This is a genomic window from Acinetobacter sp. Ac_5812 (genome assembly GCF_013072695.1).
In the GTDB taxonomy this organism is placed as follows: domain Bacteria; phylum Pseudomonadota; class Gammaproteobacteria; order Pseudomonadales; family Moraxellaceae; genus Acinetobacter.
On record NZ_LXUK01000006.1, the window covers coordinates 634 to 24,820 of the forward strand.

The 24,187-nt window shown below is 43.1% G+C and carries 16 protein-coding genes, 1 tRNA gene and 1 pseudogene; 9 read left to right on the plus strand and 9 right to left on the minus strand.

What is annotated here, in order from left to right; genetic code table 11:
* Positions 1 to 1,899 (minus strand): annotated as a pseudogene (locus tag A7P55_RS05150) (hypothetical protein); the annotation flags it as partial.
* Positions 1,900 to 2,515: 616 nt separating this feature from the next.
* The gene (locus A7P55_RS05155) at positions 2,516 to 7,360 is read right to left on the minus strand and encodes a hypothetical protein (RefSeq protein ID WP_171551352.1); all 4,845 of its coding nucleotides are present in this window, start codon (positions 7,358 to 7,360) and stop codon (positions 2,516 to 2,518) included.
* A gap of 502 nt (positions 7,361 to 7,862) precedes the next feature.
* Here A7P55_RS05155 and A7P55_RS05160 point away from each other — a divergent pair.
* A tRNA-Arg gene (locus A7P55_RS05160) sits at positions 7,863 to 7,939 on the plus strand.
* 41 nt (positions 7,940 to 7,980) lie between these two features.
* Here A7P55_RS05160 and A7P55_RS05165 read toward each other — a convergent pair.
* Positions 7,981 to 9,279, minus strand: coding sequence for an SRPBCC family protein (locus A7P55_RS05165; RefSeq protein WP_171551353.1), 1,299 nt, complete (start codon positions 9,277 to 9,279; stop codon positions 7,981 to 7,983).
* A 158-nt stretch (positions 9,280 to 9,437) separates the two neighbouring features.
* Positions 9,438 to 10,220: a hypothetical protein gene (locus A7P55_RS05170; RefSeq protein WP_171551393.1), complete on the minus strand. Its 783-nt coding sequence runs from the start codon at positions 10,218 to 10,220 to the stop codon at positions 9,438 to 9,440.
* A 170-nt stretch (positions 10,221 to 10,390) separates the two neighbouring features.
* Between A7P55_RS05170 and A7P55_RS05175 the strand changes: the two genes are divergently transcribed.
* Positions 10,391 to 10,888 (plus strand): YcxB family protein, encoded by a 498-nt coding sequence (locus A7P55_RS05175; RefSeq protein ID WP_171551354.1) that lies wholly within the window; start codon positions 10,391 to 10,393, stop codon positions 10,886 to 10,888.
* 33 nt (positions 10,889 to 10,921) lie between these two features.
* On the plus strand, positions 10,922 to 11,563 hold the full coding sequence (locus tag A7P55_RS05180; protein WP_171551355.1) for a fumarylacetoacetate hydrolase family protein: 642 nt from the start codon (positions 10,922 to 10,924) through the stop codon (positions 11,561 to 11,563).
* A 107-nt stretch (positions 11,564 to 11,670) separates the two neighbouring features.
* Here the strand turns inward: A7P55_RS05180 and A7P55_RS05185 are convergent, their stop codons facing one another.
* Entirely contained in the window at positions 11,671 to 12,471 is an 801-nt protein-coding gene (locus tag A7P55_RS05185) for a helix-turn-helix transcriptional regulator (RefSeq protein ID WP_171551356.1), read from the minus strand.
* 107 nt (positions 12,472 to 12,578) lie between these two features.
* Between A7P55_RS05185 and A7P55_RS05190 the strand changes: the two genes are divergently transcribed.
* A complete protein-coding gene (locus A7P55_RS05190) occupies positions 12,579 to 13,484 on the plus strand; it encodes a DMT family transporter (RefSeq protein ID WP_171551357.1) in 906 nt (301 codons plus the stop codon).
* A gap of 27 nt (positions 13,485 to 13,511) precedes the next feature.
* Here the strand turns inward: A7P55_RS05190 and A7P55_RS05195 are convergent, their stop codons facing one another.
* Positions 13,512 to 14,762, minus strand: a complete 1,251-nt coding sequence (locus A7P55_RS05195) for a YihY family inner membrane protein (protein WP_171551358.1) — start codon at positions 14,760 to 14,762, stop codon at positions 13,512 to 13,514.
* A gap of 113 nt (positions 14,763 to 14,875) precedes the next feature.
* On the opposite strand from A7P55_RS05195, the gene wrbA reads away from it, so the two are divergent.
* Complete coding sequence (gene wrbA / locus A7P55_RS05200) at positions 14,876 to 15,475, plus strand: NAD(P)H:quinone oxidoreductase (RefSeq protein WP_216077976.1); 600 nt, start codon at positions 14,876 to 14,878, stop codon at positions 15,473 to 15,475.
* Here the strand turns inward: wrbA and A7P55_RS05205 are convergent.
* Entirely contained in the window at positions 15,472 to 15,846 is a 375-nt protein-coding gene (locus tag A7P55_RS05205) for a hypothetical protein (RefSeq protein ID WP_171551360.1), read from the minus strand. The two genes, wrbA and A7P55_RS05205, sit on opposite strands and share 4 nt — an antisense overlap.
* Positions 15,847 to 15,951: 105 nt before the next feature.
* Positions 15,952 to 16,764: a prolipoprotein diacylglyceryl transferase gene (lgt, locus tag A7P55_RS05210; protein ID WP_004657788.1), complete on the minus strand. Its 813-nt coding sequence runs from the start codon at positions 16,762 to 16,764 to the stop codon at positions 15,952 to 15,954.
* 110 nt (positions 16,765 to 16,874) lie between these two features.
* Here lgt and A7P55_RS05215 point away from each other — a divergent pair, with 110 nt between their 5' ends.
* From A7P55_RS05215 to A7P55_RS05230, 4 genes are all read left to right on the plus strand, one after another.
* Positions 16,875 to 17,657 carry an NRDE family protein gene (locus tag A7P55_RS05215; protein WP_171551394.1) on the plus strand — a complete coding sequence of 261 codons (783 nt, stop codon included), beginning with the start codon at positions 16,875 to 16,877 and terminating at the stop codon, positions 17,655 to 17,657.
* A 142-nt stretch (positions 17,658 to 17,799) separates the two neighbouring features.
* Positions 17,800 to 19,392, plus strand: coding sequence for an alkaline phosphatase (locus tag A7P55_RS05220; protein ID WP_004804187.1), 1,593 nt, complete (start codon positions 17,800 to 17,802; stop codon positions 19,390 to 19,392).
* Positions 19,393 to 19,412: 20 nt separating this feature from the next.
* Entirely contained in the window at positions 19,413 to 20,948 is a 1,536-nt protein-coding gene (locus tag A7P55_RS05225; protein WP_171551361.1) for an alkaline phosphatase, read from the plus strand.
* A gap of 345 nt (positions 20,949 to 21,293) precedes the next feature.
* Positions 21,294 to 21,944: a hypothetical protein gene (locus A7P55_RS05230; protein WP_171551362.1), complete on the plus strand. Its 651-nt coding sequence runs from the start codon at positions 21,294 to 21,296 to the stop codon at positions 21,942 to 21,944.
* Between the two features lie 234 nt (positions 21,945 to 22,178).
* On the opposite strand, the gene A7P55_RS05235 is transcribed toward A7P55_RS05230, so the two are convergent.
* A complete protein-coding gene (locus tag A7P55_RS05235; RefSeq protein ID WP_171551363.1) occupies positions 22,179 to 24,164 on the minus strand; it encodes an alkaline phosphatase PhoX in 1,986 nt (661 codons plus the stop codon).
* Positions 24,165 to 24,187 lie beyond the last annotated feature (23 nt).

The window sequence follows — 24,187 nt, forward strand, 5'->3', positions numbered from 1 at the left end:
AGTGATCGCACCAAGAGGACCACCTTCACCGCCACCAATACCACCAGTAATACCACCGATAATGCCAGTGATTGCACCTAAAGGACCACCTTCGCCACCACCGATACCACCAGTTACACCGCCGATGAGGCCACCGACATCAGTGAGGTCACCAGCAATATGCTGAACCAGACCAGAAGCCGTTGAACCATTATTAATCAATGTGCCGACAACACCTGTGAGCGAACCTGCAGCGCCACCGATATCCGCACCTGCTAAATCAGAAATTGCTTCCAATGTACCGTTTACTGTATCGCGAGAAGTTTCAAAGGTGAGGGTACCTAAATTAGTGAGATCTGTGACTGGATGAACGCCCGGAAGGACACCACTGATTGCACCACCTACTGTAGTAATACCTGTATTGATAATATCTGTTTTCAGGCTTTCAACACCTTGAAGCACATCGATACCTGTTTGGATGACTCCTGTGACAGGATTATTGCCAAGATCACCACCAGTAATCCCACCGATAATGCCAGTGATCGCACCAAGAGGACCACCTTCACCGCCACCAATACCACCAGTAATACCACCGATGATGCCAGTGATCGCGCCTAAAGGACCGCCTTCACCACCACCGATACCGCCAGTAATGCCGCCGATAATGCCAGTGATCGCGCCAAGAGGACCGCCTTCACCACCGCCAATACCACCAGTAATGCCGCCAATGATGCCAGTGATAGAACCTAATGGGCCTGTGCTACCAATGTTGGTTGCATCCCCTATAATATGTTGAACCAGACCTGATGCAGTAGACCCATTATTCACCAGTGTACCTATGACACCCGTTGCAGAACCAATTGCCCCGCCAATATCTGCACCAGCAAGGTGGGAGACGGTTTCTAATGTACCGTTTACCGTATCGCGAGAAGTTTCAAAAGTGAGGGTACCCAGATTTGCTAGGTCTCCAATTGGGTGTTCAGATTGGTGCACTGCACTAATGACCGTACCTGCAACAGTATTAATTCCTGTATTGATGATATCGGTTTTTAAACTCTCAAGCCCTTGAAGGACATCAATACCACCTTGAACAATACCTGTGACTGGGTTGTTCGCTAGGTCACCACCAGTAATGCCGCCAATAATTCCGGTTACAGCACCGAGAGGACCACCTTCAGCTCCACCGGTAATGCCGCCAATAATTCCGGTTACAGCGCCGAGAGAACCACCTTCAGTCCCACCAGTAATACCACCAATAATGCCAGTCACTGCACCAAGGGGGCCGCCCTCAGTTCCACCCGTAATGCCGCCAATGATTCCTGTTACAGCACCGAGAGGGCCGCCCTCAGCACCACCTGTAATTCCTCCAAGAATGCCTGTTACTGCGCCAAGCGGACCACCATTTGACCCACCCGTAATGCCGCCAATAATTCCAGTCACTGCACCAAGTGGACCGCCCTCGGTTCCACCCGTGATTCCACCAATGATTCCAGTCACTGCACCAAGTGGACCACCATTTGTTCCACCCGTAATACCACCAATAATTCCTGTAACTGTACCCAGAGGACCACTCTCGGTTCCGCCTGTAATTCCACCAAGGATGCCTGTTACTGCACTGAGAGGATTACCACTTGCTCCGCCGGTAACACCCCCTAGAATACTTGTGACTGTTGAAAGTGGGCTACTGCTGCCTGTTACATTCCCCAGAATGCTAGTAATTGAACTTATGGGATTGTTGGCTGCTCCGCCTGTGATACTGCTTACCGTATGGGTTACGGTATTTGTTGAAACGATATTTGTAATTGTAGATAGGGATAAAGGAGCAAGAACTGAACCGCCAACGTGTGATGTAGATGTACTACTATCAACCAAACTTGAAGTAATACTTTTAATGGGTGAAAAAAGACTTTTGAAAAGCATAACGATACCTATATTTTTAAAGTTGTGTTGTTTTGAGTAATTATTAAATTGCTATGATTTTTTTGTGATTAAAGTCACATTAATCATATTTAGTGTTATATGAGGCAGTTATTTTGTCAATCTGTAACTGGCTGGAATATGATTGTTAAATATGGATTTAAAATGTTGAATTTTAATATATTTATTGGTTGTTAATTTTAACTAAATTTACACTTGTATTTTATTTGAAAGGGTAAGGGGGTTTTTATCATAGTGAGATAAGTTTTATTTATCATATAATTAAAGTGTTATATGAGTATAATCTATGTCTTGTGAAGAAGGTGCTGCAAAGAAAGTTTTAAAATTTGTTACTCGTTTGCAAAAAAATATTTCTAGTGTTTTTCCGTTTTATTTAATTAATAAAGATCAATATTTTAAATTTTTTCTTAATTATTTTTTTTAAAATTATAATAAATCTGAAATCGTATTGTTTATGCGGTTATTGGCGTGTTATTTAAAAAAACTTACCAATCAAATGTGCCTTTCTTGGCATATTCTCATCTTAGTCTGTTGAACTTCATTTAGCTGCAAAAGAAAAGCCACTGATTACAGTGACTTTTCTTGGTATTGCGATATTTTAAAAATGATGAAGTGAGCCGAATAGGTGATCGGTTAGGTTTGTTAATGGTGAAGAAACCGAAATGAGATCGGTAATGCTTCCCCCATTTGGATTTGGTTCACCGACAGCAATGCCGGAAGAAGTCGAAAGTGTGCCCGTAATTATGGTGAGCAGACTATCTAGACTGTTACTGCTACCACTATTGTCATAGTTAATATGGATAAGGTTGTTGAGACCTTCCATAATATTGCCACTCGCGAGATCGCCGAGACCATCTTGTAGATGACTGATTGCTGAACTACCACTGCCAATCACCATGTCGATCGGTTGGGCAATACCAGAAAGAATACCATCTCCACTAATACCACCCGTAATGCTGCCAATGATGTCTGTGATTGCACCTAAAGGACCACCTTCACCGCCACCAATTCCACCCGTAATGCCACCGATGATGCTAGTGATCGTGCCAAGAGGGCCACCGTCACCACCACCGATTCCACCAGTCACACCACCGATAATGCCACCAACATCAGTGAGATCACCTGCAATATGTTGAATCAGTCCAGAAGCTGCTGAGCCGTTGGTCATGAGTGTGCCAAGTACACCTGTGAGAGAACCCGCAGCGCCACCAATATCTGCACCTGCTAAATCAGAAATTGCTTCTAATGTACCATTAACGGTATCGCGAGAAGTTTCAAAGGTGAGGGTACCTAAATTGGTGAGATCGGTAACTGGATGAACACCCGGAAGGACACCACTGATTGCACCACCTACCGTAGTAATACCTGTGTTGATAATATCTGTTTTCAGGCTTTCAACACCTTGAAGGACATCGATACCTGTTTGGATGACTCCTGTGACAGGGTTATTACCTAAGTCACCACCAGTAATCCCACCGATAATGCCAGTGATCGCGCCTAAAGGACCGCCTTCACCGCCACCAATTCCACCAGTAATCCCACCGATGATGCCAGTGATTGCACCAAGAGGACCACCTTCACCGCCAATAATTCCACCCGTCACACCGCCAACGATACCTGTTACCGTGCCGAGTAAACCAGTTGCACCTTCACCATCACCTGCCACAATATGAATAAGATTGGTGATGGGACTCAATGGATTGAATTCGCCCTGACCATTTAAACCGCTTAGATCTAATACCGAAATGGCATTGCCTGAGAAGTTAATCGGAATGGTAATGGGTGTCACGATGCTAGTATCATCACCGTTACCATTGCCGATACCAAAATTATGGTCGCCATTACCAGAACCTATACCACCCAGTAGGCCATCAGAACCATTGCCACTGTTGCCAACGCCATTACCATTGTTCGTGACATCATTATCTTGGACATAGTTATTGGTTGTTGTGGATGAATTATTGTGTGAGTTTGCTGTTGCGCTGCCAAATAAAGAAATTGCATTGCCAGATAAATTTATAGGAATTGCAATCGGCGCTACTATGCCGACATTGTCACCAATCCCATTGCCTATACCATAATTGTGTTCACCATTACCGGCACCTACGCCATTGAGTAAACCGCCAAGACCCAGTAGACCTCCACCAGCACCACTTGTACCATTGCCACCGCTATTACTATTGTCTGTGGAGTCGTTGTCCTGAACATAGTTATTGGTTGTGGTGGATGAGTTGTTGGTTGAGTTTGCTGTTGCATTGCCAAAGATGGGGAAAGCATTTCCGGATGCATTTACAGGAACCGTGATGGGCATAACCACGCTGGCATCATCCGCAATCCCGTTACCAATACCGTAATTGTGCTCGCCATTACCTGCGGCTATACCATTTAATAGCCCACCACCGGCCACATTACCTGAACCAGTTCCATTACCACCCGTATTGCTGTTGTTGATGGTGTCATTGTCTTGGAAATAGTTTGAAGTGGTAGTAGAAGAGTTATTGACTGAGTTTGAAGTGGCATTGCCAAAGATGGAGAAGGCATTTCCGGAGGCATTGATTGGTGTCGTAATCGGTGCAACAACACTGGCATCATCCGCAATCCCATTGCCTATACCATAATTGTGTTCTCCATTACCTGCGGCGACTCCATTTAATAAACCACCACCGACACCATTACCTGCTGTGCCACCGACGCCCGTACTGCTGTTGCTATTATTGGTACTATCGTTGTCTTGGAAGATGTTAGTGGTTTTAGTTGAGGAATCATTGACTGAATTTGAAGTGGCATTCCCAAAAATTGAGAAGGCATTGCCTGAACCACTGATTGGGGTTGTAATCGGTGCAACCACACTGGAATCATTACCGATGCCATTACCAATACCATAGTTGTGATCACCATTACCTGCAGCAGGGCCATTAGCCCAACCACCCACGCCATTACCTGCAAAACCACCGAGTAGACCTGTACCACTATTACTATTGTCAGTACTGTCATTATCTTCATAATGATTGACGGTTGTGGTCGATGAGTTGTTGACTGAGCTTGTGGTTGAGTCCCCAAATACGGAGAAGGAGTTACCTAAACCACTGAGTGGTGTTGTAATCGGCATCACCACACCGACATCATCACCGTTGCCATTACCAATGCCGTAATTATGTTCGCCGTTGCCTGACCCTACGCCATTGAGCAGACCGCCAATGCCATTACCTGAGCTGCCGCCTACACCTGTACCGCTATTGCTATTGTCCGTACTGTCATTGTCGCGCACAATATTGGTAGTGGTGGTTGAAGCATTGTTATGAGATGCGTTATTGGCATCGCCCAAGAAGCTGAATTCATTTCCTAAGCCATTGACTGGCATCGTGATTGGTGTGGTTACACCGACATCATCACCGTTACCATTGCCAATACCGTAGTTTTGTTCACCATTCCCAGAACCAATACCACTGAGTAGACCACCAATGCCATTGCCTGCACCACTTACTCCAGTACCATGATTACTGTGGTCGATATGGTCATTGTCTTCAACGATATTGGTCGTATTGGTGGAGCCGTTATTCACAGAGGTATTGCCGGTATGGGTTGGATCATTACTGCCAAACCAAGAGACATTGTTGCCCATCGCATTGATTGGGGTAACTATAGGTGAGGTCCAGTCGGCATCATCACCGTTGCCATTGCCGATGCCATAGTTATGTTCGCCATTGCCCGCACTAATTCCATTGAGCAAACCACCGATACCGTTACCTGAACTGCCAGTCGTACTCGTTCCGCTATTGCTATTATCGGTTGTATCATTGTCTTGAACATGATTGAGTGTTGTTGTTGGCGCAGAGTTGCTGGATGAATTGTCACTGCCTCCACCAAATGAATTTCCTAATACATTTAAGGGTGTGGTCCATGGAACAGTGACATCGACATCATCGCCGTTACCATTTCCGATGCCGTAGTTTTGTTCGCCGTTACCTGCAGCAGGGCCATTGCCCCAACCACCGATACCATTGCCAACATCACCTAGACCTGTGCCATTATTACTGTTGTTGGTTGTATCGTTATCCTGAATAATATTTGACGTTGTTGTTGGTGCGGTATTGGTGGAGTTAACATCGCCACCGCCTAAACCCGCAACTGAGTTACCGAGTACATGTACTGGCGTTGTCCAAGGAACGGTGACACTGGCGTCATCACCGTTGCCATTGCCAATTCCGTAATTGTGTTCGCTATTCCCTGCGCTAACACCATTGAGTAAGCCGCCGAGGCCATTTCCTGCACCTCCAACGCCTGTTCCATTGTTACTATTATTGGTGCTGTCATTATCTTGAATGACATTAGAAGTCGAGGTTGGAGCAGTATTGGTGGAGTTTACATCTCCACCACCGATGCCTACAACTGAGTTACCTAAGGCTTGGATGGGTGCTGTTATCGGTGTTGTGATGCTTGTATCGTCGCCGTTACCATTACCGATGCCATAGTTTTGTTCACCATTTCCTGAACCAATCCCATTGAACCATCCACCACCACTGCCATTGCCTGCTGCAGTGCCGTTATTGCTATTGTTAACGGTGTCGTTGTCTTGAATCTGTGTAGTCGATGTCGTTGCTGCTGTATTTATAGAATCAACATCACCACCAGCTAAGCCTGTTATCGCATTGCCAGCCGCTTGAACAGGTGTGGTCCATGGCACAGTGATACTGACACCGTCACCGTTACCATTGCCAATGCCGTAATTATGTTCTCCATTGCCTGCTGCAACACCATTGAGTAAACCACCTGCATTGCCATTACCGGCAGTTCCTGTAGCTGTGTTGCTATTATTGGTGCTGTCATTATCTTGAATGAGTGTCGTTGAACTGGTTGGTGTGCTATTGATAGAGTGAACAGCACCACCACCCAATGCACCGATTGAGTTACCTAAAGCATCAAAAGGCACCGTAACGGGTGTGGTGAGATTTGCGTCATCTCCATTTCCATTACCCACGCCATAGTTGTGATCGCCATTGCCTGCTGCAACACCACTTAATAAACCGCCATTGCTATCATTACCTGCAGCAGTGCCAGTATTACTATTGTTGATGCTGTCATTGTCTTGGATGTGAGTCGAAGACGTTGTCGTGGCCGTATTGATTGAGCTAACGGGTGACGAACCTCCAAGCCAAGGAAAAGAGTTTCCTAATGCATGGAAAGCTGTCGTGAAAGGAAGAGGGACATTTAGATCTTGGCCATTGCCAACACCGACACCATAATTTTGATTGCCATTTCCTGTTATGGCACTGAATAAACCATTATTTGAGCCATTATTGTTGTTGGTGATATTTGTACTCTCGACCACAACATGGTTTGTGGTCGATACCGTATTTACAGCAGTCGGAACTGCCGCTTGGCTATTACTACTCGAATGAGAAAGAATACCCGTAATTGGTGATAAAATATTTTTAAATAACATGTCGATATACCTATAATTATTGGAGTTTTATTTTTAATAAGCGTTAATAATTATGTGACTCCTGTCTCATAATGTATTTATTAGTATTTATTGCTTATCTATTTAAAGTCAATATTGTGCTTTGTATCATATTTTTAAATAGCTATAAAAATACGATAAAACAAAGAGATGTGTTTTCTAGTGATCACTGGTTTATCGTTCTAATTTGGAATGCGATTTTTTTAATTCTTTATCAAAAATTTATAATCAATAAAAATATAAAATGACTAAAATATGATTTATTTAAAGTTTAATCATTTACTTAGCGAATAATAAATGCTTGTGTCTTATTGAGGGTTATACAGAATTGGCAGTTGATATGAACCACTTTTCTCACTGTAGCCGCGGGTTGAATCATGCTGAAATGACCAAGCAGTGCTGAATCTATAGACAGTTGATCGTGATCTTGTGAAAAAGGTCTTATCATTTGGGGAAAAGTGCGTATAATGCCCCCATCAAATATGCGCTCATAGCTCAGCTGGATAGAGCACTTGGCTACGAACTAAGGGGTCGGGAGTTCGAATCTCTCTGAGCGCACCAATTTGAAAAAAGAAACCGCTTAGTTGCGGTTTTTTTGCGTCTTAAGTTTTTGCTTTAATTTTTTGTACAAATACGGCATTGCCACCCACAGCAGGGAGTACATCATGATAAGGCAGGCTGCGCATTGCTCTTAATAAGAATGGGGCCTTCTCATCGACTTTCATTGCGCTGGTCATGGTCAATAAGGTTCCTTGATTAAGTGAACTTAACTGCATTTTTCCTTTAATAAAACGTAGGTCACCGCCATTGGCATAAAAATTATTTTCATCTGTTTGCGGATAATTAAAACGTAATTTAAATGCAAACGGTATATTGATGACACCAAGGCCAACATTGACTTTAATATCTGCATCCTGCCCTTGATTTTGAATAGGAGAGGCGATTACTTTTTTAATCTGCCGAGGGAATAATTCTTGGTAGGCCAATGGACTCAGCCATTTTTGTAAGGGTTGAGTTGGTTGTTTATAAAATTGATAGGTGGTGGTAAAACGCATGGATTCTCGGCCATGGGTATAGAGCATACTGGTCGGTGCATGAAGGATACTGACAGGTTGCTGAGTCGATTGGATGAGTTGTGTGATTTTATTGAGTTGAGCAGCATTCAACTGCGGATTCGGCATTTGTCCTGCATTCAGTGGTACCAAATTAGGCTTAATAAAACGGGTTCTTAGGGATTCTAAAATAAATGCATTACTACTACTTGGAATTCCGAGTTTTACCTCAGGAATGGCATTGAGAATTTTCTTAACAATAAATCCTTTGGGCTGATTCAAATCGCCCCATTGGGTCAAGGTGACTAAAGTACGGTTTTCGTCCAGTGCAAACCATTCAAATTTTCCGACACCGTAGGGAATCGGCGCATCAATCACCAAGCTGGCAATACTATTTGACTTAATCTGGTGTTGTAGCGTGACGTCTTCATTAAAGTTGAGTACGGGAATTGGGGTCGGAATCGAGACCCGATATTTCATTTGTACCGTATTGCCAGACTGTTCTAACGTCTTCGCCGATTTGAGGGTTGGGAATAACCCGACATAGTGGTTGAAATCGGTTAGTGTTTTGGCCACTTGTTGGGCATTGACGGGAACAATGATTGCGGCTGAGTTAAAACTGACACTGGGTTGGGGATTACTTTTCAACGTCGGTACGGCCGTTTTGGTCGCAGGATGACCATAAATAAAAATATTGTTTTGGGTATAACTGGCCAAGAGCTGAGGATTATTCTGAAAAGGTTGTAAAGCACTTGGAATATTGTCCGTCCAAGGCAAGATTTGCGCAAAACAGCTTTGTGTGAGCCCCAATAACAGGCAGGGCAAGATTAGACCATTTAAATAAGCCATCACATTCCTTTGATTTTTATCCGTGATTTCATTCAATGACTTGATCCTCTGAGTTGAGCGATCAATACTGCTTATTAATAATTTTTTTTATGCATGAAAAATAGTCGTATTGTGTAAAACCCGCTCAAGTGGATGTCTGGAGCGGGGCTAGGCAAAGTTTATTGTTCAGCCAATAAGCTTTTACGGCGATAAACAAACAAGATGGCACCCAGTGGTAGCGCAATTTGCAAAATAATTGGACTATAGACTGTTTGCTGGAAGTAACCTGCACCTAAGACCAAGAAGCTCAGCATTTGAAAAGCATAGCTGCCATCGGTCCAATTCAGTGAAAATTGCATAAAGCCAAAGCAAATAAAAATTAACCACACCCATTTTCTTTTTTGCATAGGGGTTCTTATGCATAAAATAAAGGCATAAATGCAAAACAGTGGAATCGCAATGGCCAGAATCAACACGACATAATGCAGTAGACTTTTTCCTGCAAATGTAAAGCCATGCAGGGCTTGGACAGAATGCTCAATCGGTTCAACATGGATGCCAATAATACGGATTTGATCGGACTGTTTACTGAGCACAATTTTATTCATCAGCCACTGATCTGCAAATTCATATTCAAAGGTTAATTGATAGGTGACGACATCTTTAAATAAGCTTTTGTTGGCTGCAATTAACTTGATATTTTTAACGGGTTCAGCCGGAAATAAGCCAGCCATTTGGATCAAAGTGCTATGGGTGGATTCATCTTGCAGTTCCGGACTGAGATATTTCTCAACGGCTGCATAGTTTTTATTGCTGAGTTGATTAAACATATCTTCAGCAAAAGCCTTTTCTTGTGGCGGTTCTATCTTTTCAAGGAATGATTGTTGGCTACAGGCACTGAGCGTGATCAAAAGACCTAAAATAAACAGTAACGATTTGAACTGTTGTTGCATCTTCATCATTTTCATACTGTTAAATTCATCTATAAAATTAAATTGATATAAAAGGGCAAGCCCAAAAGAGAAAAAACATCACATTTAAATTTTGTATTAAATCGCGATAAATGTGATTTCCCATTAAATCATTTATGTTCTAATAGGTCAGTTTTTTTTCAAATGTTAGAAATCTAAAAATGTCTGAACAACGTCCAAGTGTATCGGTGCGCTATTATTTGAATTTAGAAGAATCACAAGATGGTTTTGCTTTGGTCACTTTTGGCAAAAAAACCTTTAGCCGCTTTTTAACCCCCGTGATCAGCATTGCGATTATTTTGTGGGGAATTTATTTAGGCTTTTCTGATGTTGGGCGTTATTACGTTGCACTGGGTGCTTTTTTTCTGGTGATGCAAGCCGTTATGCGCTATTGGTTGTTGCCAATGTTGTTTAAGCGCCAATTTGTACGCTATCAGTTTGGTAAAAGTGAACAGGGAATTGACCTTTACCAAGATCACTTTGAACTGTATGCCGCAGGCAAAAAACAAAGTGCACAATATGCCGAAGTCCAATCGTTTGCGATTGGCAAGTTGACTTATATGTTAGAGCTGAAAAGCCATACCGTGGTGATCGTACCCAAACGTGCATTTAGTGATGTAGCAGATCAAACAAAATTTGAAAATAGTTTTAAGAAGTAACTTTATCGACGGTTGAAAGAACAAGGAGTTTTCATGAGTACACGTCCTTCAAAAATTGTGTGTGTCGGTCGAAATTATGCTGAACATGCCAAGGAATTAGGCAATGCCATTCCTGACCGTGCGTTGTTATTTATTAAGCCACCGAGCAGTATTGGCTCTTTAGCTCAAGGCGTGAGCTGGAATCAGGCTTTGGGTGAGTGTCATTATGAATGCGAAATTTGTTTGCAAATTGCCCATCCATTATCACAGGAAACCGATCCAGCCAAAGCCCTAGAAGCAATCGGTGCGGTAACTTTGGGCCTAGATTTGACCCTACGCGATTTGCAGGGTGATTTAAAATCCAAAGGTGAGCCGTGGGAACGTGCCAAAGCCTTTGATGGTGCCTGTATTTTGGCGGACTGGATTGAAGCAGACGAAATTGGTGACTTGCAAGAGCTAGAGCTAATTTTGAATATCAATGGGGTAGACCGTCAGCATGGTTTTAGCAAAGATATGATCTTCGACATTGGCACTTTATTGGTTGAAATTAATCAATCCTTTAGCCTAGAAGCGGGTGATGTGATTATGACAGGCACCCCCGCAGGCGTGGGGGCATTACGTGCCAATGATCAATTGACTATGAAATTGATTACTCAGTCAGGCGAATATGATTGGGATACCTTTGTCAAAGCCTAAGTTGAAATAAAAGGGTGGTGCTGTTCTGAAGAGCAGCGCCATTTTTTTATATCTAAAAACATGATTTTCTGTTGAGTCCAATCTTCGTTAAGGTATTGATCGCAAACTTAACTGCCTTGATACAGCTTACGAAACTGGTCTGGGGTGAAATGCATCCAGCGTTTAAACATATAAATAAATGCCGATGAACTGGCATAGCCCAAGTCTAGCGCAATACTTTCAATGGTTTTACCCTGATTTAACATCGACATCGCTTTCATGACTTTAAGACGTTGCCGCCATTCATGTAGAGACATTCCCAATTCTTTTTGGCTATAACGGGCAAGCGTGCGTTCGGTCATATTGATCATCTGTGCAAGCTGTTCCAGTGTGCTGTTATCGGCAGGAAATTCATGTAAATGCGTCAATATTTTCGCCAGTGCAGGATGCTCGGTGGTTGGTAAATAACTGCCCACCAACTCTGCATGAGTCAGTGAATCGAGCAAAACTTGCAGCAAGCGTAAATATTCTGGATCCTGTTCGGCAAAGGGATGCTTATGAATATGTTCAAGCAACGCAGATACTAAGGGCGCGGACAGTAAGATACCTGCCTGTTGCGGCATGTTGTGACAGAGTGATTCATGCACGTACAGGGTGCAATGCGTCACCTCATTGCGATTGATACCACTGTGTTGTAAATGCGGTGGTAGCCAAATCCCATAAGGTGGTGGGGTTAAGTAATGAATTTGCTCAATATTGACTTCTAACACACCATCAAAAGCATAGATAAATTCTCCCCAAGCGTGTGCGTGTTGTGGGTAAAACGTCTCTGCAGGTGCGTCCCGAATCTGAAGCCATAAGGGCGCAGGAATATCGTTGTAGGTCGGGATTGGCTGAAAATCTTGAATCCGTTGTGCTGATTTTTTCATAACATGAGAATTGCCTGAAAATACGCATCTATTGTCGTAATTTCACTATATCATGAAAATAAGACAGTCTTATATTGGTGCTCAAATCATAAAATCAGGAGCGCGCAATGGATGAGCGTAAAGCATTAGATGCAACGGCATCGGGTCTGATGATCGTACTGTGTATGATCTGGGGACTACAACAAGTCATTTTAAAAATGGCAGCTCCTGATATTTCGCCCTTAATGCAAATCGCGCTGCGTTCGGGCCTTGCCGCCATACTGCTTTTACCCTTACTTTACCTCGATAAAACCAGTCAACTTTTCAATCGTCAGAATTTAAAAGCAGGTGCACTGGTCGCTTTTCTATTTTCTTTAGAATTTTTTTTATTGGCACAAGCTTTACAGCTAACCTCGGCTTCACATGCCGTGGTGCTGCTGTATACCGCACCGATTTTTGTCGCCTTGGGCTTACATTGGAAACTTCCTTCAGAGCGTCTCAGTCTGTTGCAATGGACAGGTATCGGGATTGCCTTTTTAGGGATCGTGGTGACGTTCTTACGCACGACCTCAGGAGCATCGATTGCGGATCAACAGATGTTGTGGGGGGACTTACTGGCTTTGGCTGGCAGTATTGCTTGGGCAGCAACCACCATTACCGTACGTTTATCCTCACTTGCACAAGCGGCGGTGACTCAAACGCTGTTTTATCAATTGGCTGGTAGTTTTGTATTATTATTTGGCACTGCGATTGTTTTGGGACAAGCGACGATTCACTTTACTCCATTGGTGATGGGCAGTCTGGCTTTTCATACCTTGGTGGTTTCTTTCGCCAGTTTCTTGGCGTGGTTCTGGTTGCTACGAAATTATTTAGCCTCCCGTTTGGGCGTCTTTTCCTTCCTGACTCCCTTATTTGGGATGGCTTTTGGTGTCTGGTTATTGGGTGAAAAAATTGAACTGAATTTTGTGATTGGTTCTGCGTTGGTCTTGCTTGGCATTGTGGTGGTGAGTTTACAGGGCTGGTTAAGGAAATAAAAAAGACCTCGAAAGAGGTCTTTTTGCTTACTTCTGTTCAAACAGGGTGGAGAGTGGAATGGAAAGCTTGGCTGCTAAGTAATCATTACTTTCAACCAAAGAAGGGCCGAGTCGTTCCATCCATTCATCATCCTGATGGATATGCTCAACATCTGGACGTAACGGGAGTGGATAAGGTAGAGCTGTGAAGAAACTCCAGAAATCCACTTGAGCCAGATTACGGACCAACACATATTCGTCTTTATCCGTGCGCATAATCAGGTTCTGGGCTTCCAGTTGCAAGATAAAAGATGGTAAGCGACCGAGTTCACCTCGACCAATAATATTTAACAACTCTTTTTCACTGACACTCTGTCCGATTTGCTGTTTTTTATAAAATAATTCCAGAATATCCAGCATCATTAATATTGGATGACGCTTTTGTTCTTTACCTGAATGGAAGGCGGTGAGTGCATAACTGATTTCCACGCCTAATAAGATAATGTTCCAAGACAAATATATCCACAGCAGGAAAATCGGTACCGCTGCAAAGGCACCATACACGATTTCATAACTGGTGAAGTTGCTCATCACCCAACCAAAAAAGCGTTTTAAAACCTCAAAGACTGTCGCACTAAAGCAAGCTGCGATGAAGGCAGAAAAAACAGGCACAGTTCGATTGGGAATGGTCCAATATAAAATGAAGAAACCGACAATGGTTAATAAAAATGAAATCAACCACAGAATAAAAGCACCATCGAGTTGATAACCCGCAAAGTTATTACTGAGTACATTGATAGAGGCGACGGTCGAAGAGAGGACAAAGGCACTGCCTAGAACGATAGGTCCTAATGAAATAATGGTCCAATAACGCATAAATCCGACTAAACCTGTGCGCGTCTCTTTCACTCGCCAAATCCGATTAAATACATTTTCAATCGAGGTCAGCATCAGCACAGTGGTGACAAACAGGAACAGCACACCAATAATGGTCAGGTTACTGGATTTTTCGGTAAAGGCATTGAGGGCCTTGTCAAAAGCAATGGTGCTTTTTGGTAGAAAGTTACTGTAGATCAACTGTTGTAGTTGCTGTCTGGCGGGTTCTAAAGCTTTAATCGAGGAGATAATCACTAAAAAAACCGTCAGCATCGGTACCACTGCAAACAGGGTGGTATAGGTTAAACCACCTGCTTGTTCCCGACAGCGATCGGCTTCAAAACGTCGTAACACAAATACAATAAATTGAAACCATGTTTCCTCTAAAAAAGGCAGTTTTTTTAGATAACGATTTAAGATCATGGGTTCTATCCTAGTTATTTTTAATAAAAATCCTGTCTAATCACAGGATTTACTACAGCTCAAAAAGTAAAAAATGTCGTATAGTGTCCTTTTTAACAAAATTCTTGAAAGTGATGCAACCTTACGTTCTTGTTCTTTATTACAGTAAATATGGTTCAACCAAGCAAATGGCGCATCTGATTGCCGATGGAATAGAAGCTGCAGGGGTGACGGCACGCATTCGTACCGTGCCGAATTTAGCCACCGTTGTGACTGAAGCGGCACCGAGTATTCCAGCAGATGGCGACATTTATTGCACTTTAGAAGATCTTAGCCATTGTTCGGGTTTGGCCTTGGGTTCGCCAACGCGTTTCGGCAATATGGCCAGTGAGATGAAATACTTTTGGGATCAAACCACTAGCCTATGGCTGAATGGTGCTTTGCATCATAAGCCTGCTTGTGTGTTTACATCTTCTGGTTCGATGCATGGTGGGCAGGAAAGCACATTGCTAACGATGTTACCGCCGTTGTTTCATCACGGCATGCTGATTATGGGACTACCTAATTCGATTCCAGCCTTGTCCAATACCAAAACCGGTGGAACACCGTATGGTGCCAGTCATGTTAGTGGGCCACGTCATGATCAGAGCTTAAGTCAAGATGAGAAAATGTTGTGTGAAGCACAAGGCAAGCGTTTAGGTGAAGTGATGAAAGCGTTGGCTGGAAAATTTTAACTCAGCGAAAGTCGATATTTCCGCCCAGTTGCGACCAATCTCCAGAAAGTAAGATTATCAGTTGGATAGGGAATTGGAGCTAAGGCAGGATTCTGTAGTTGTATTTTTTCTGCACGTTGCTGGTCTGAGATTAAACTTGCATAGAGATAATCGAGTAGATCAACTGCGCTAAACACCTGTTTATAGGCATCTTGTAATTCGGTGTTTTGGTTGGCGAAACATACCCGATGCGGCTCATTGTCGTTGATGAAACTGAGTTCAAGTGATTTTTCGATTTGGCAGACCAGTTGCGGATTGAACTGTAGGGGAGAGAGGCTAAGAACCAGCTCATGCACTTTAAAGTGGGCGAGATGCTGACGTTGTTGCTGCATCGACTCTCTCCTGAAAGGAATAGAATCAATATACGCTGTTTTTGAAAGATTGATAAATAGCTTAAATTATTGGCCTAAAAAAGGGAGCATTCGCTCCCATTTTTATTATTTCTTTAACTGCCAGTCATAGATGTTTTTACGGTAAGCGTACCAGATCATCCACAGACCAATAATAATCATTGGGAAGCTGAGAATCTGGCCTTTGGTCATCCAGCCAAATAAAATGTAGCCTTGGTCTGCATCGGGTTCGCGGAAGAATTCCATAAAGAAGCGAGCAATACCATAGCCGACAAGGAATAGAGCTGAAACGGCCATACGCGGACGAGGTTTAGAGCTAAACCACCACAATACGATAAAGAGGATCAAACCTTCACACAGTGCTTGATAGATTTGTGAGGGATGGCGCACCAAACCGAGTGGATCTGTTGGGAAAATCATTCCAAATGGATAGCTCGGGTCTTGTACAGGACGGCCATATAGCTCACCACCAATAAAGTTACCAAAGCGACCAAACATCAAGCCTGTTGGTACACAGGGTGCAATAAAGTCCAAGGTCTGGAACCATGTTTTTTGGTATTTTTTACACCAAAACAGCATCGCAATCATCACACCGAGGAAGCCGCCGTGGAAGCTCATGCCTCCAGTCCAGACTTGGAATAACCACAATGGATTTTCTAAAAATTTACCAAATTCGTAGAACAACACATAGCCGACACGGCCACCGAGCACAACACCCAACGCGCCGTAGAAGACCAGATCTGACACCATGTCACCTGTCCAGCCATCACGTTGTTTAGCGCGATACGATGCTAAACCCCATGCGCATAGAAAAGCCAGAAGATACATCAGCCCGTACCAGTGCACTTTGACTGGTCCTAAGCTCAGCGCAACTGGATCAATATTTGGATAGGTCAGCATCGCTGCTCCTCAATTTTATATTTTGAGCAGATTGTAGCGGAATGATGTGAAAAATGTTGTACATTCAATGTGAAAGATCAATGTCCCAAAACGTGGGAGAAAAAGGACTTATGTGTATTGTCGCTTTTGCATGGCAGGTGTTGGATGAAATGCCGCTGTGTTTAATTTCAAATCGGGATGAGTTTTATCATCGACCAAGTGCTGCCTTGCATGCATGGCAAAACAGCAGCATTGTGGCAGGACAGGACTTGCAGTCTGGCGGGACGTGGATGGGCGTGACAGCATCAGGACGTTGGGCGATTGTCACCAATTTCCGTAATGGCCGCGATCAAAAAAGTTATACGACTTCTCGCGGGTATCTAATTCAATCTTTTTTGGAAAGTGATTTAGCCCCGATTCGTTTTGCTCAGCAATTGGAACAACAGCAACAGGAGTATGCGGGCTTTAATTTGTTTGTTGGAGATACTGAGCAAGCCGTTTATATGAGTAACCGAGGTGAAGCCCCACAAGTGCTTGCCAATGGCGTTTATGTGGTCTCAAATGGATTAATGTCAGAAGATTGGGAAAAAACCAGACATTTGCGTAAACGCTTTACTCAAGAGTTTTTACCGATGTTGCAGCAACCACAAATTGCAGAATCAGCAATCGATGCCGCCGCTTGGGATATTTTGGAAGATGAGCGTAAAGTCATCGCCAATCTGTTACCCGATACGGGAATCAATCCAGAGATGGAAGCCTTATTGTCGTCCACCTTTATTCAAAGTCCAATTTATGGGACACGATGCTCTAATTTTTTAAGATTGACGGACGCCGAATGGCAATGGCTAGAGAAATCTCAACAGGGAGAACAGCAGGGACAGGTGATTGATCTACACGTTAATTTGAATCTTTGAGTTGATATGTTATAACATAATTATCTATATAAAACAACAAGATGAAATAATACTGTCATCAAGGTGACATAAAAGGGTCACCCAGCATTGTTATGGTGTAGCCAATCAAGTTACGTCCAAACAATACATCTGGGGATATTCTATGTTCTTATCGAAGACGAGCTTTTCCAAAAAGCTATTGGCGGTCAGTTTAATGGCAGTCTTATCAGCTGGAATGACTGCTTGTAACAATAGTGATAATAATGACGAAACAGAAGTACCAAAAACACCAACTGCAAAAAATGTAATTTTCTTTTTAGGCGATGGTATGGGGATTACCACCTTAACTGCATCGCGTATTTACTCTGTTGGCGAGGATGGTGATTTGACCATTGATACGCTCCCAGAAACCGCATTTGTTCGTACCTTTTCAGAAGATGGTCAAGTGACAGACAGTGCGCCATCTATGGCAGCCTATATGACAGGCGTGAAAATGAATAATGAAGTCATTTCCATGCAGACAGGCACCATCGCATCCCCACCGAAAGCAGATGGTACCAGTACCTGTGACGATGTTGCAGCCAATAAAGGCAAGAAACCAGCAGAAACATTGCTTGAACTTGCTAAAGCGCAAGGCATGGGCACTGGGCTTGTCACCACAACCCGTATTACCCATGCAACACCTGCTACGACCTATGCGCATGTGTGCCATCGTGATGCTGAGAACGATATTGCAGCACAATTGGTTCCAGCAGGTAAGGGAACAGGATGGGGTGCGTATAACACTAAATTAAACGATGGTGTGGATGTGGTCTTGGGCGGTGGCTTGCGCCAGTTTAAACCAACGACGGTATCGGGTGGTAAACGGGCGGATGGTCGTGATCTGGTCAAAGAAATGCAAGATCAGGGCTATAGCTTTGTTTCAAGCGGAAGTGATTTAACCAAAATTGATCCAAGCAAAACCAAGAAATTATTGGGCTTATTCAATGCCAGCCATATGAACTATGACTTAGATCGTACCAATAAGAAAATTGATGAGCCAAGTCTTGCCGATATGACCACCAAGGCGATTGATGTCTTACAAGCAAAAAACAAAAGCTTCTTCTTGATGGTTGAAGGTGGACGTATTGACCATGCACTGCATGACACCAATGCGAAACGTGCCTTACAAGATACGGTTGCTTTTGATAATGCGATTAAAGCTGCAATTGATAAAGTTAAGAAAACCGATCCTGAGCTCAAGAATACCTTGATCGTGGTCACCGCTGACCATGACCACACCATGGTCTTGAATGGCTATGCGAAACGTACAGGTAAATATGTGAAAGGGGCAGAGACCAGTGTGCTTGGTTTAGTCAAAAACTATAACAAGGCAGGTTTCTCAACTGATGTGAATGGCAACCCATATCCAATTATCGGCTTTGGTACAGGTAAAAAGCGTTTAGACAATGATCGTATCGAAGCACGTGGGGTATTGACCGATAACGACAGCTGTAATCCAGCCGTAGGTCCAGCGGGTAAATTTACTGATAGTCGTGGTACGGATATTGATAAAGAAGGTTGGTGTACAGGTACCGCTTCCGATGACTTCCAGCAAGAAGCTGTGGTGCAAACAGGTTTTGCAGATAGTGAAACACATGGCGGTACCGATGTGTTCTTGGGTGCAATTGGTGTGGGGTCAGACAACTTCCACGGCAGTCTCGAAAATATCGAAGTCTTTAACCTAGTTCGCAAAGCCATTGGCCTAGATAAATAACAACAGACTGGAGAACGATGATGTTAAAACAATTTAAATTAGGTCAGTTTGGTATGAAAGCATCTGCTTTAACTGTTGCATTAGTTGCTGCAAGCACTGGCGCGCAGGCTGCTGGTGAAGCCAAGAATGTTATTTTCTTTTTAGGTGATGGCATGGGCCCAACCACCGTCACGGCAAGCCGTATTTATGGTTATGGTGAATCTGGCAAATTAACCATGGACACTTTGCGTCGTACTGTACGCATCAAGACCTATTCAGAAGATGGTCAAACCACCGATAGCGCGCCATCAATGGCAGCTTATATGACGGGCAAGAAAACTCGTAATGAAGTGATTGGGATGACACCTGGGACGATCGCGGTTGAACCAAGTGCGGGTACAGCACCTGATGGTACCAAAGTATCTAATGCCATCAATAATTGCCCAACACCAGGTTCGAGTGTGGCTGCGGGCAGCCCTGCAGAAACGATTCTAGAACTTGCTAAAGCCAATGGCAAAAAAGTGGGCGCAATTACCACTACAGAATTGACCCATGCGACACCTGCGGCGACCTTCTCTCATGTATGTAATCGTAATGCACAGTATGAGATTGCACGTCAGATCATTCCTGGCGGAGCAGGTTATAACACTAAACTGTTAGATGGCGTTGATGTATTAATGGGGGGCGGACGTAATCACTTTACCCCTTATAATGCTGTGGATAACAAGAAGGGGCGTATTGATGGGCGTAACCTACTGAATGAATTAAAAGCCAAAAACTACACTGTTGGTGCGACCAAAGCAGAGATGGATGCAGCACCATTGAATAAAAAATACATCGGTCTTTACTCTGCCACTTCACATCTGGAATATGATTTGGATCGCGCGAGAACAGCGCCAAACCAACCAAGTTTGGCTGAAATGACCGCAAAATCAATTGACCTGCTACAAGCACAAGATACTGCGGGCAAAGGCTTTTTCTTGATGGTGGAAGGTGGACGTATTGACCATGCTTTACATGGCACCAATGCCAAACGCGCATTGCAAGACACCATTGCTTTTGATAATGCGATTAAGACGGCATTGGATAAAATCAAGAAAACCGATCCTGAGTTAAAGAATACCCTGATCGTTGTTACTGCCGACCATGACCATACTATGACCTTTAATGGCTATACCGCGCGTACTGGAAAAACGACGACGACTAATCCAGGTATTTTGGGTTTGAGCTATAGCTACCAAGAAGCCAAAGCGACCGATGCACGAACGCGTGTATTGGCTGATGGTAAAAAGCATGCGCCAAATCTGGATGTCAATGGTAAAACTTCAACCACTTTAGTATTTGGTAATGGTGGCGGACCTCGTCCAACCTCACGCATCGACATTACTGATAATGAAGCAGCAGCAGATGATTACTTGCAAGAGGTTGGGATAAAGCTGGGCAGTCCAGGTTCTGAAACGCATGGTGGTGGTGATGTACTGTTATTTGCTGAAGGTGCGGGTTCACAAGTATTTAAAGGTACGCGTGAAAATGCATGGGTATTTAGTAAATTAAAAGAAGCATTCGGATTTAAATAGGGTCTGCTAACATTTCACAGATACTTGCGACAGAGGATGTTTTTAGACGATACAAGGCAGGTTTTGTGAAACTTAGTCATTCTAAGTAAGCAAGACCTAACAAAGTAGCGGCAAAAAACACCCCTGTCCCGTAGGGTTATGGCTAAAACTTCCATAAACTGCGTTATGAAACTTAACAAGGGGATAGCCATTGTCTGCGTTTTATGCCTTGTTTCTGTTGTTTTAGCCAATAACGCAAGGCATGGTTGAAATGTTAACCGACCCTCAACACTTTATTGAAGATTTTCATTATATTGCAAAAAACCTCAGTCACTATGACTGAGGTTTTTTTATGTAGGAAATAACATGCGTCTAGTGATGAGTGCGGTATTACTGAGCGTGGGAATGACGTCTTTGCATGCAGCCCCAGTATTAAGTGCCAATATTACCCGAGAGACCCAGACCATTGGCAATGATGGAGTGACACGTACTAGTGTGTTTCAGGAACGCATGTATCGTAATACTCAGAATATTTGGATTGAACGTGTACTGCCTAAACATCACCAACATGGACATGAAAAGGGTGGGCATAAACATTTGGATTTAGCCGAAGCAGCCCAGCATTATTTTATTGATCAGAAAAAACAGCCCAAACTCAATTTGGTGCTGATGGAAGATAAAACTGTTGTGCATTTACAAGATGCAGATGTCGATATGTTAGGGCTTAGTAGCTGTTGGAGCTGTGTGTATTCATTGATTGACCCTAAAAGTTTAAAGGGAATGACCGTCAAGAAAAAAGACAGCAACAGCACTTGGTATGAAAGCCAGAATAAGAAAAATAAAATGAGTATTGAATGGGATAATCGCAATAACATTGCCAAACGGGTGGAAGTACGCAGTTTAGATGGTTTGCGCTATGACATTCTGAAAGCCAATATCCAACAGGTCAATATTGCAGAACCTTGGAAAAGCTACAGTAAATTTACCAGCAAAGATTATTCAGATTTTGGTGATTAATTGAATAAAGCTGGATTGATTGAATCGAGCTCCTTTTTTAAAGGGGCTTTTTTTATCAGAAAAATAGATCTGCTCTGTGACTGCTGCCATTTCAATCTTTGAACACAATAAGCCCGCTGTTTTATTCGTTTTATATCAACACGAGCACTCGTTGAATGGTTGGATTGTGATGAATTGAGATAAGTAAATGCCGACATGATGTCGGCATTTACTTTTTAAGATGAACGCTGAAATTTAAGCTTTCTTCTCAATCGATGGTCCGACTGGGTCAGCAGTGATATAGCCGACACTTGCACTATAACCACCATTGTAGTTGGCTAATACTTTTGCTTTTAATTCAGCTGGAAGGCTTGAGCTATCACCCGCATGTTGGAAATTGCTCATGATATAGGTCCAGCCATTCACTGAGTCAACTGCATGTAGACCTGTTGATTCTGCACCTGCTGGTGTAGATAGAATTCGGTCTAAAGACTTGGTCTCAACGTTATAAGCCCAAAGGAAGTTATTGGTATGGTTACCACTATCTTCACCAATGAACAAAGTACGTAAAGTTTCAGAGAATTTTAGGTTGTCGGGGCTTGCAATGTTATTCGGATCAGCCGTATTGCCTAAGCTGTCTGCTGGAATATCTTTGCCCATGAGAATCATATGGCTTTGATATGGTGTCCATTCACTATTGATCACATTATTTAAGTGGTCAACTTGGCTGCCTTTCAGGTCATGGGCAAGTACACCACCAGCTTTTAATGTGCTCTTGAATTTAACATTGTGTGCAGCAACCCAACCTGATTTACCTTCGATCATCGAGTCTTGAATGTTGGCAAGTGCAGAATAAGCAACCTTATCCTTAATATTAACGGTAGTTCCTTCCATCTTGGTGAAGGCCATACTACCGCCTTTGAGGGCTGCATAACGGTGCGTTTCGAGGAAGGCAGCAGCTAATTCGATTTCTGCTTTGCTGAAACCGTTATTGGCTTCTTTTAACTTGATCCAAAGTGTTTTCTTATCCAATACAATCTGCGTATAACCCGTTAAGTCTGCAGGTGCCGTGGTTAAGCTCTCCATAATGTTTTCAGCTTTAATGCCGCGAACATTGACCAAGTCTTCAATGGTTTTACTGTCGGTATGACCCAGTTTGATCCATTTAATTGGCGCTGTAGAGGTTTCATTCAGCTCAGCAGTGTACTTTGCAACATATAGCGTTCCTGCAGATAAATCTTTTTCTTTATCTGCAACAAACATAAAGAAACCACCGTTGGTATAGTCATCACCCATGATCACGCTACGGTTGTCTGGCATGACTTGAATTAGCTCATGTGAAATACGGCCTAAACAGTAGTGCTTAACTGCAGTACCACGACCTTTACCATCCAGAATGATTTCTGGTAAATGACCATAGTTATAGACATTGGCTGTATTTTCATTGCCATATAGATTTTTACTGTAGGCTCTTAATGTGGCTAAGGTGCTACCAATTTGATCAAAAGCATCTGGTTCATATTCTTCACTTGAAAGGTGCGTATTCCAAGGTGAAAGGCTAGCACCACAAGTAATCCATAGGCCATGTACTTTAGACATGTCCACATTGAAGTATTTTTTCAATGCAAGATGTCCTGTTTTTTGATCTTGGTCTAAGGTCAATACGGCAATTGGAGAGGGTAACTGACCATACATACTTTGTTTGGCCAAGTTTTGTGTGGTGTATTCGAACTGAACCACATGGAACACAGGGTTGTTGACGCCGTCAACTTTTGCATCTTTGAGATGGATCATTGAAGAGCCATCTGGACAGTCAGAGAAGAATTGACGTTCTTGACCTGCAACCGATGTATCTCTGATCGCTTTGTTATTAATGTCGTAATAGCTACCTGCGATAATTTTGCCGCCGTTGATATTGTCAACTTCCATACCTGTGCGGAAAAATTCTTGATAACCTAATTTATATTCAGTGCTGGTATTGTCTTCCCAAGTCACTGTTAAACTTGATTTAACAGAAGTGATGGCCATTTCTGCTGTGGTTGATGGTGCAGCCATTGGCGTAAATTTGGCATTTTTAAATTTAACTAGTTTTGCTGGTGGTGTAACAACGTTATTATCGTTGTCATCATTGCAACCCGTTAAAGCTGCTGCTGTGCCCATTGCCCCTAGTGGTAAAAACGGAACACCCGCGAACCATTTTAAAATATCACGACGACTTGGCTGATTGGTATTGGCTGTCATAGTAAATCCGTATCTGTAATATA

Bases quoted from the DNA above. Each gene is read 5' to 3' on its own strand.
- A7P55_RS05230 (WP_171551362.1), top strand. From the start codon at position 21,294: ATGCGTCTAGTGATGAGTGCGGTATTACTGAGCGTGGGAATGACGTCT.
- A7P55_RS05170 (WP_171551393.1), bottom strand. From the start codon at position 10,220: ATGATGAAGATGCAACAACAGTTCAAATCGTTACTGTTTATTTTAGGT.
- A7P55_RS05195 (WP_171551358.1), bottom strand. From the start codon at position 14,762: ATGATCTTAAATCGTTATCTAAAAAAACTGCCTTTTTTAGAGGAAACA.
- wrbA (WP_216077976.1), top strand. From the start codon at position 14,876: ATGCAACCTTACGTTCTTGTTCTTTATTACAGTAAATATGGTTCAACC.
- A7P55_RS05175 (WP_171551354.1), top strand. From the start codon at position 10,391: ATGTCTGAACAACGTCCAAGTGTATCGGTGCGCTATTATTTGAATTTA.
- A7P55_RS05205 (WP_171551360.1), bottom strand. From the start codon at position 15,846: ATGCAGCAACAACGTCAGCATCTCGCCCACTTTAAAGTGCATGAGCTG.
- A7P55_RS05180 (WP_171551355.1), top strand. From the start codon at position 10,922: ATGAGTACACGTCCTTCAAAAATTGTGTGTGTCGGTCGAAATTATGCT.
- A7P55_RS05190 (WP_171551357.1), top strand. From the start codon at position 12,579: ATGGATGAGCGTAAAGCATTAGATGCAACGGCATCGGGTCTGATGATC.
- A7P55_RS05215 (WP_171551394.1), top strand. From the start codon at position 16,875: ATGTGTATTGTCGCTTTTGCATGGCAGGTGTTGGATGAAATGCCGCTG.
- A7P55_RS05220 (WP_004804187.1), top strand. From the start codon at position 17,800: ATGTTCTTATCGAAGACGAGCTTTTCCAAAAAGCTATTGGCGGTCAGT.
- A7P55_RS05185 (WP_171551356.1), bottom strand. From the start codon at position 12,471: ATGAAAAAATCAGCACAACGGATTCAAGATTTTCAGCCAATCCCGACC.
- A7P55_RS05235 (WP_171551363.1), bottom strand. From the start codon at position 24,164: ATGACAGCCAATACCAATCAGCCAAGTCGTCGTGATATTTTAAAATGG.
- A7P55_RS05155 (WP_171551352.1), bottom strand. From the start codon at position 7,360: ATGTTATTTAAAAATATTTTATCACCAATTACGGGTATTCTTTCTCAT.
- A7P55_RS05165 (WP_171551353.1), bottom strand. From the start codon at position 9,279: ATGGCTTATTTAAATGGTCTAATCTTGCCCTGCCTGTTATTGGGGCTC.
- lgt (WP_004657788.1), bottom strand. From the start codon at position 16,764: ATGCTGACCTATCCAAATATTGATCCAGTTGCGCTGAGCTTAGGACCA.
- A7P55_RS05225 (WP_171551361.1), top strand. From the start codon at position 19,413: ATGTTAAAACAATTTAAATTAGGTCAGTTTGGTATGAAAGCATCTGCT.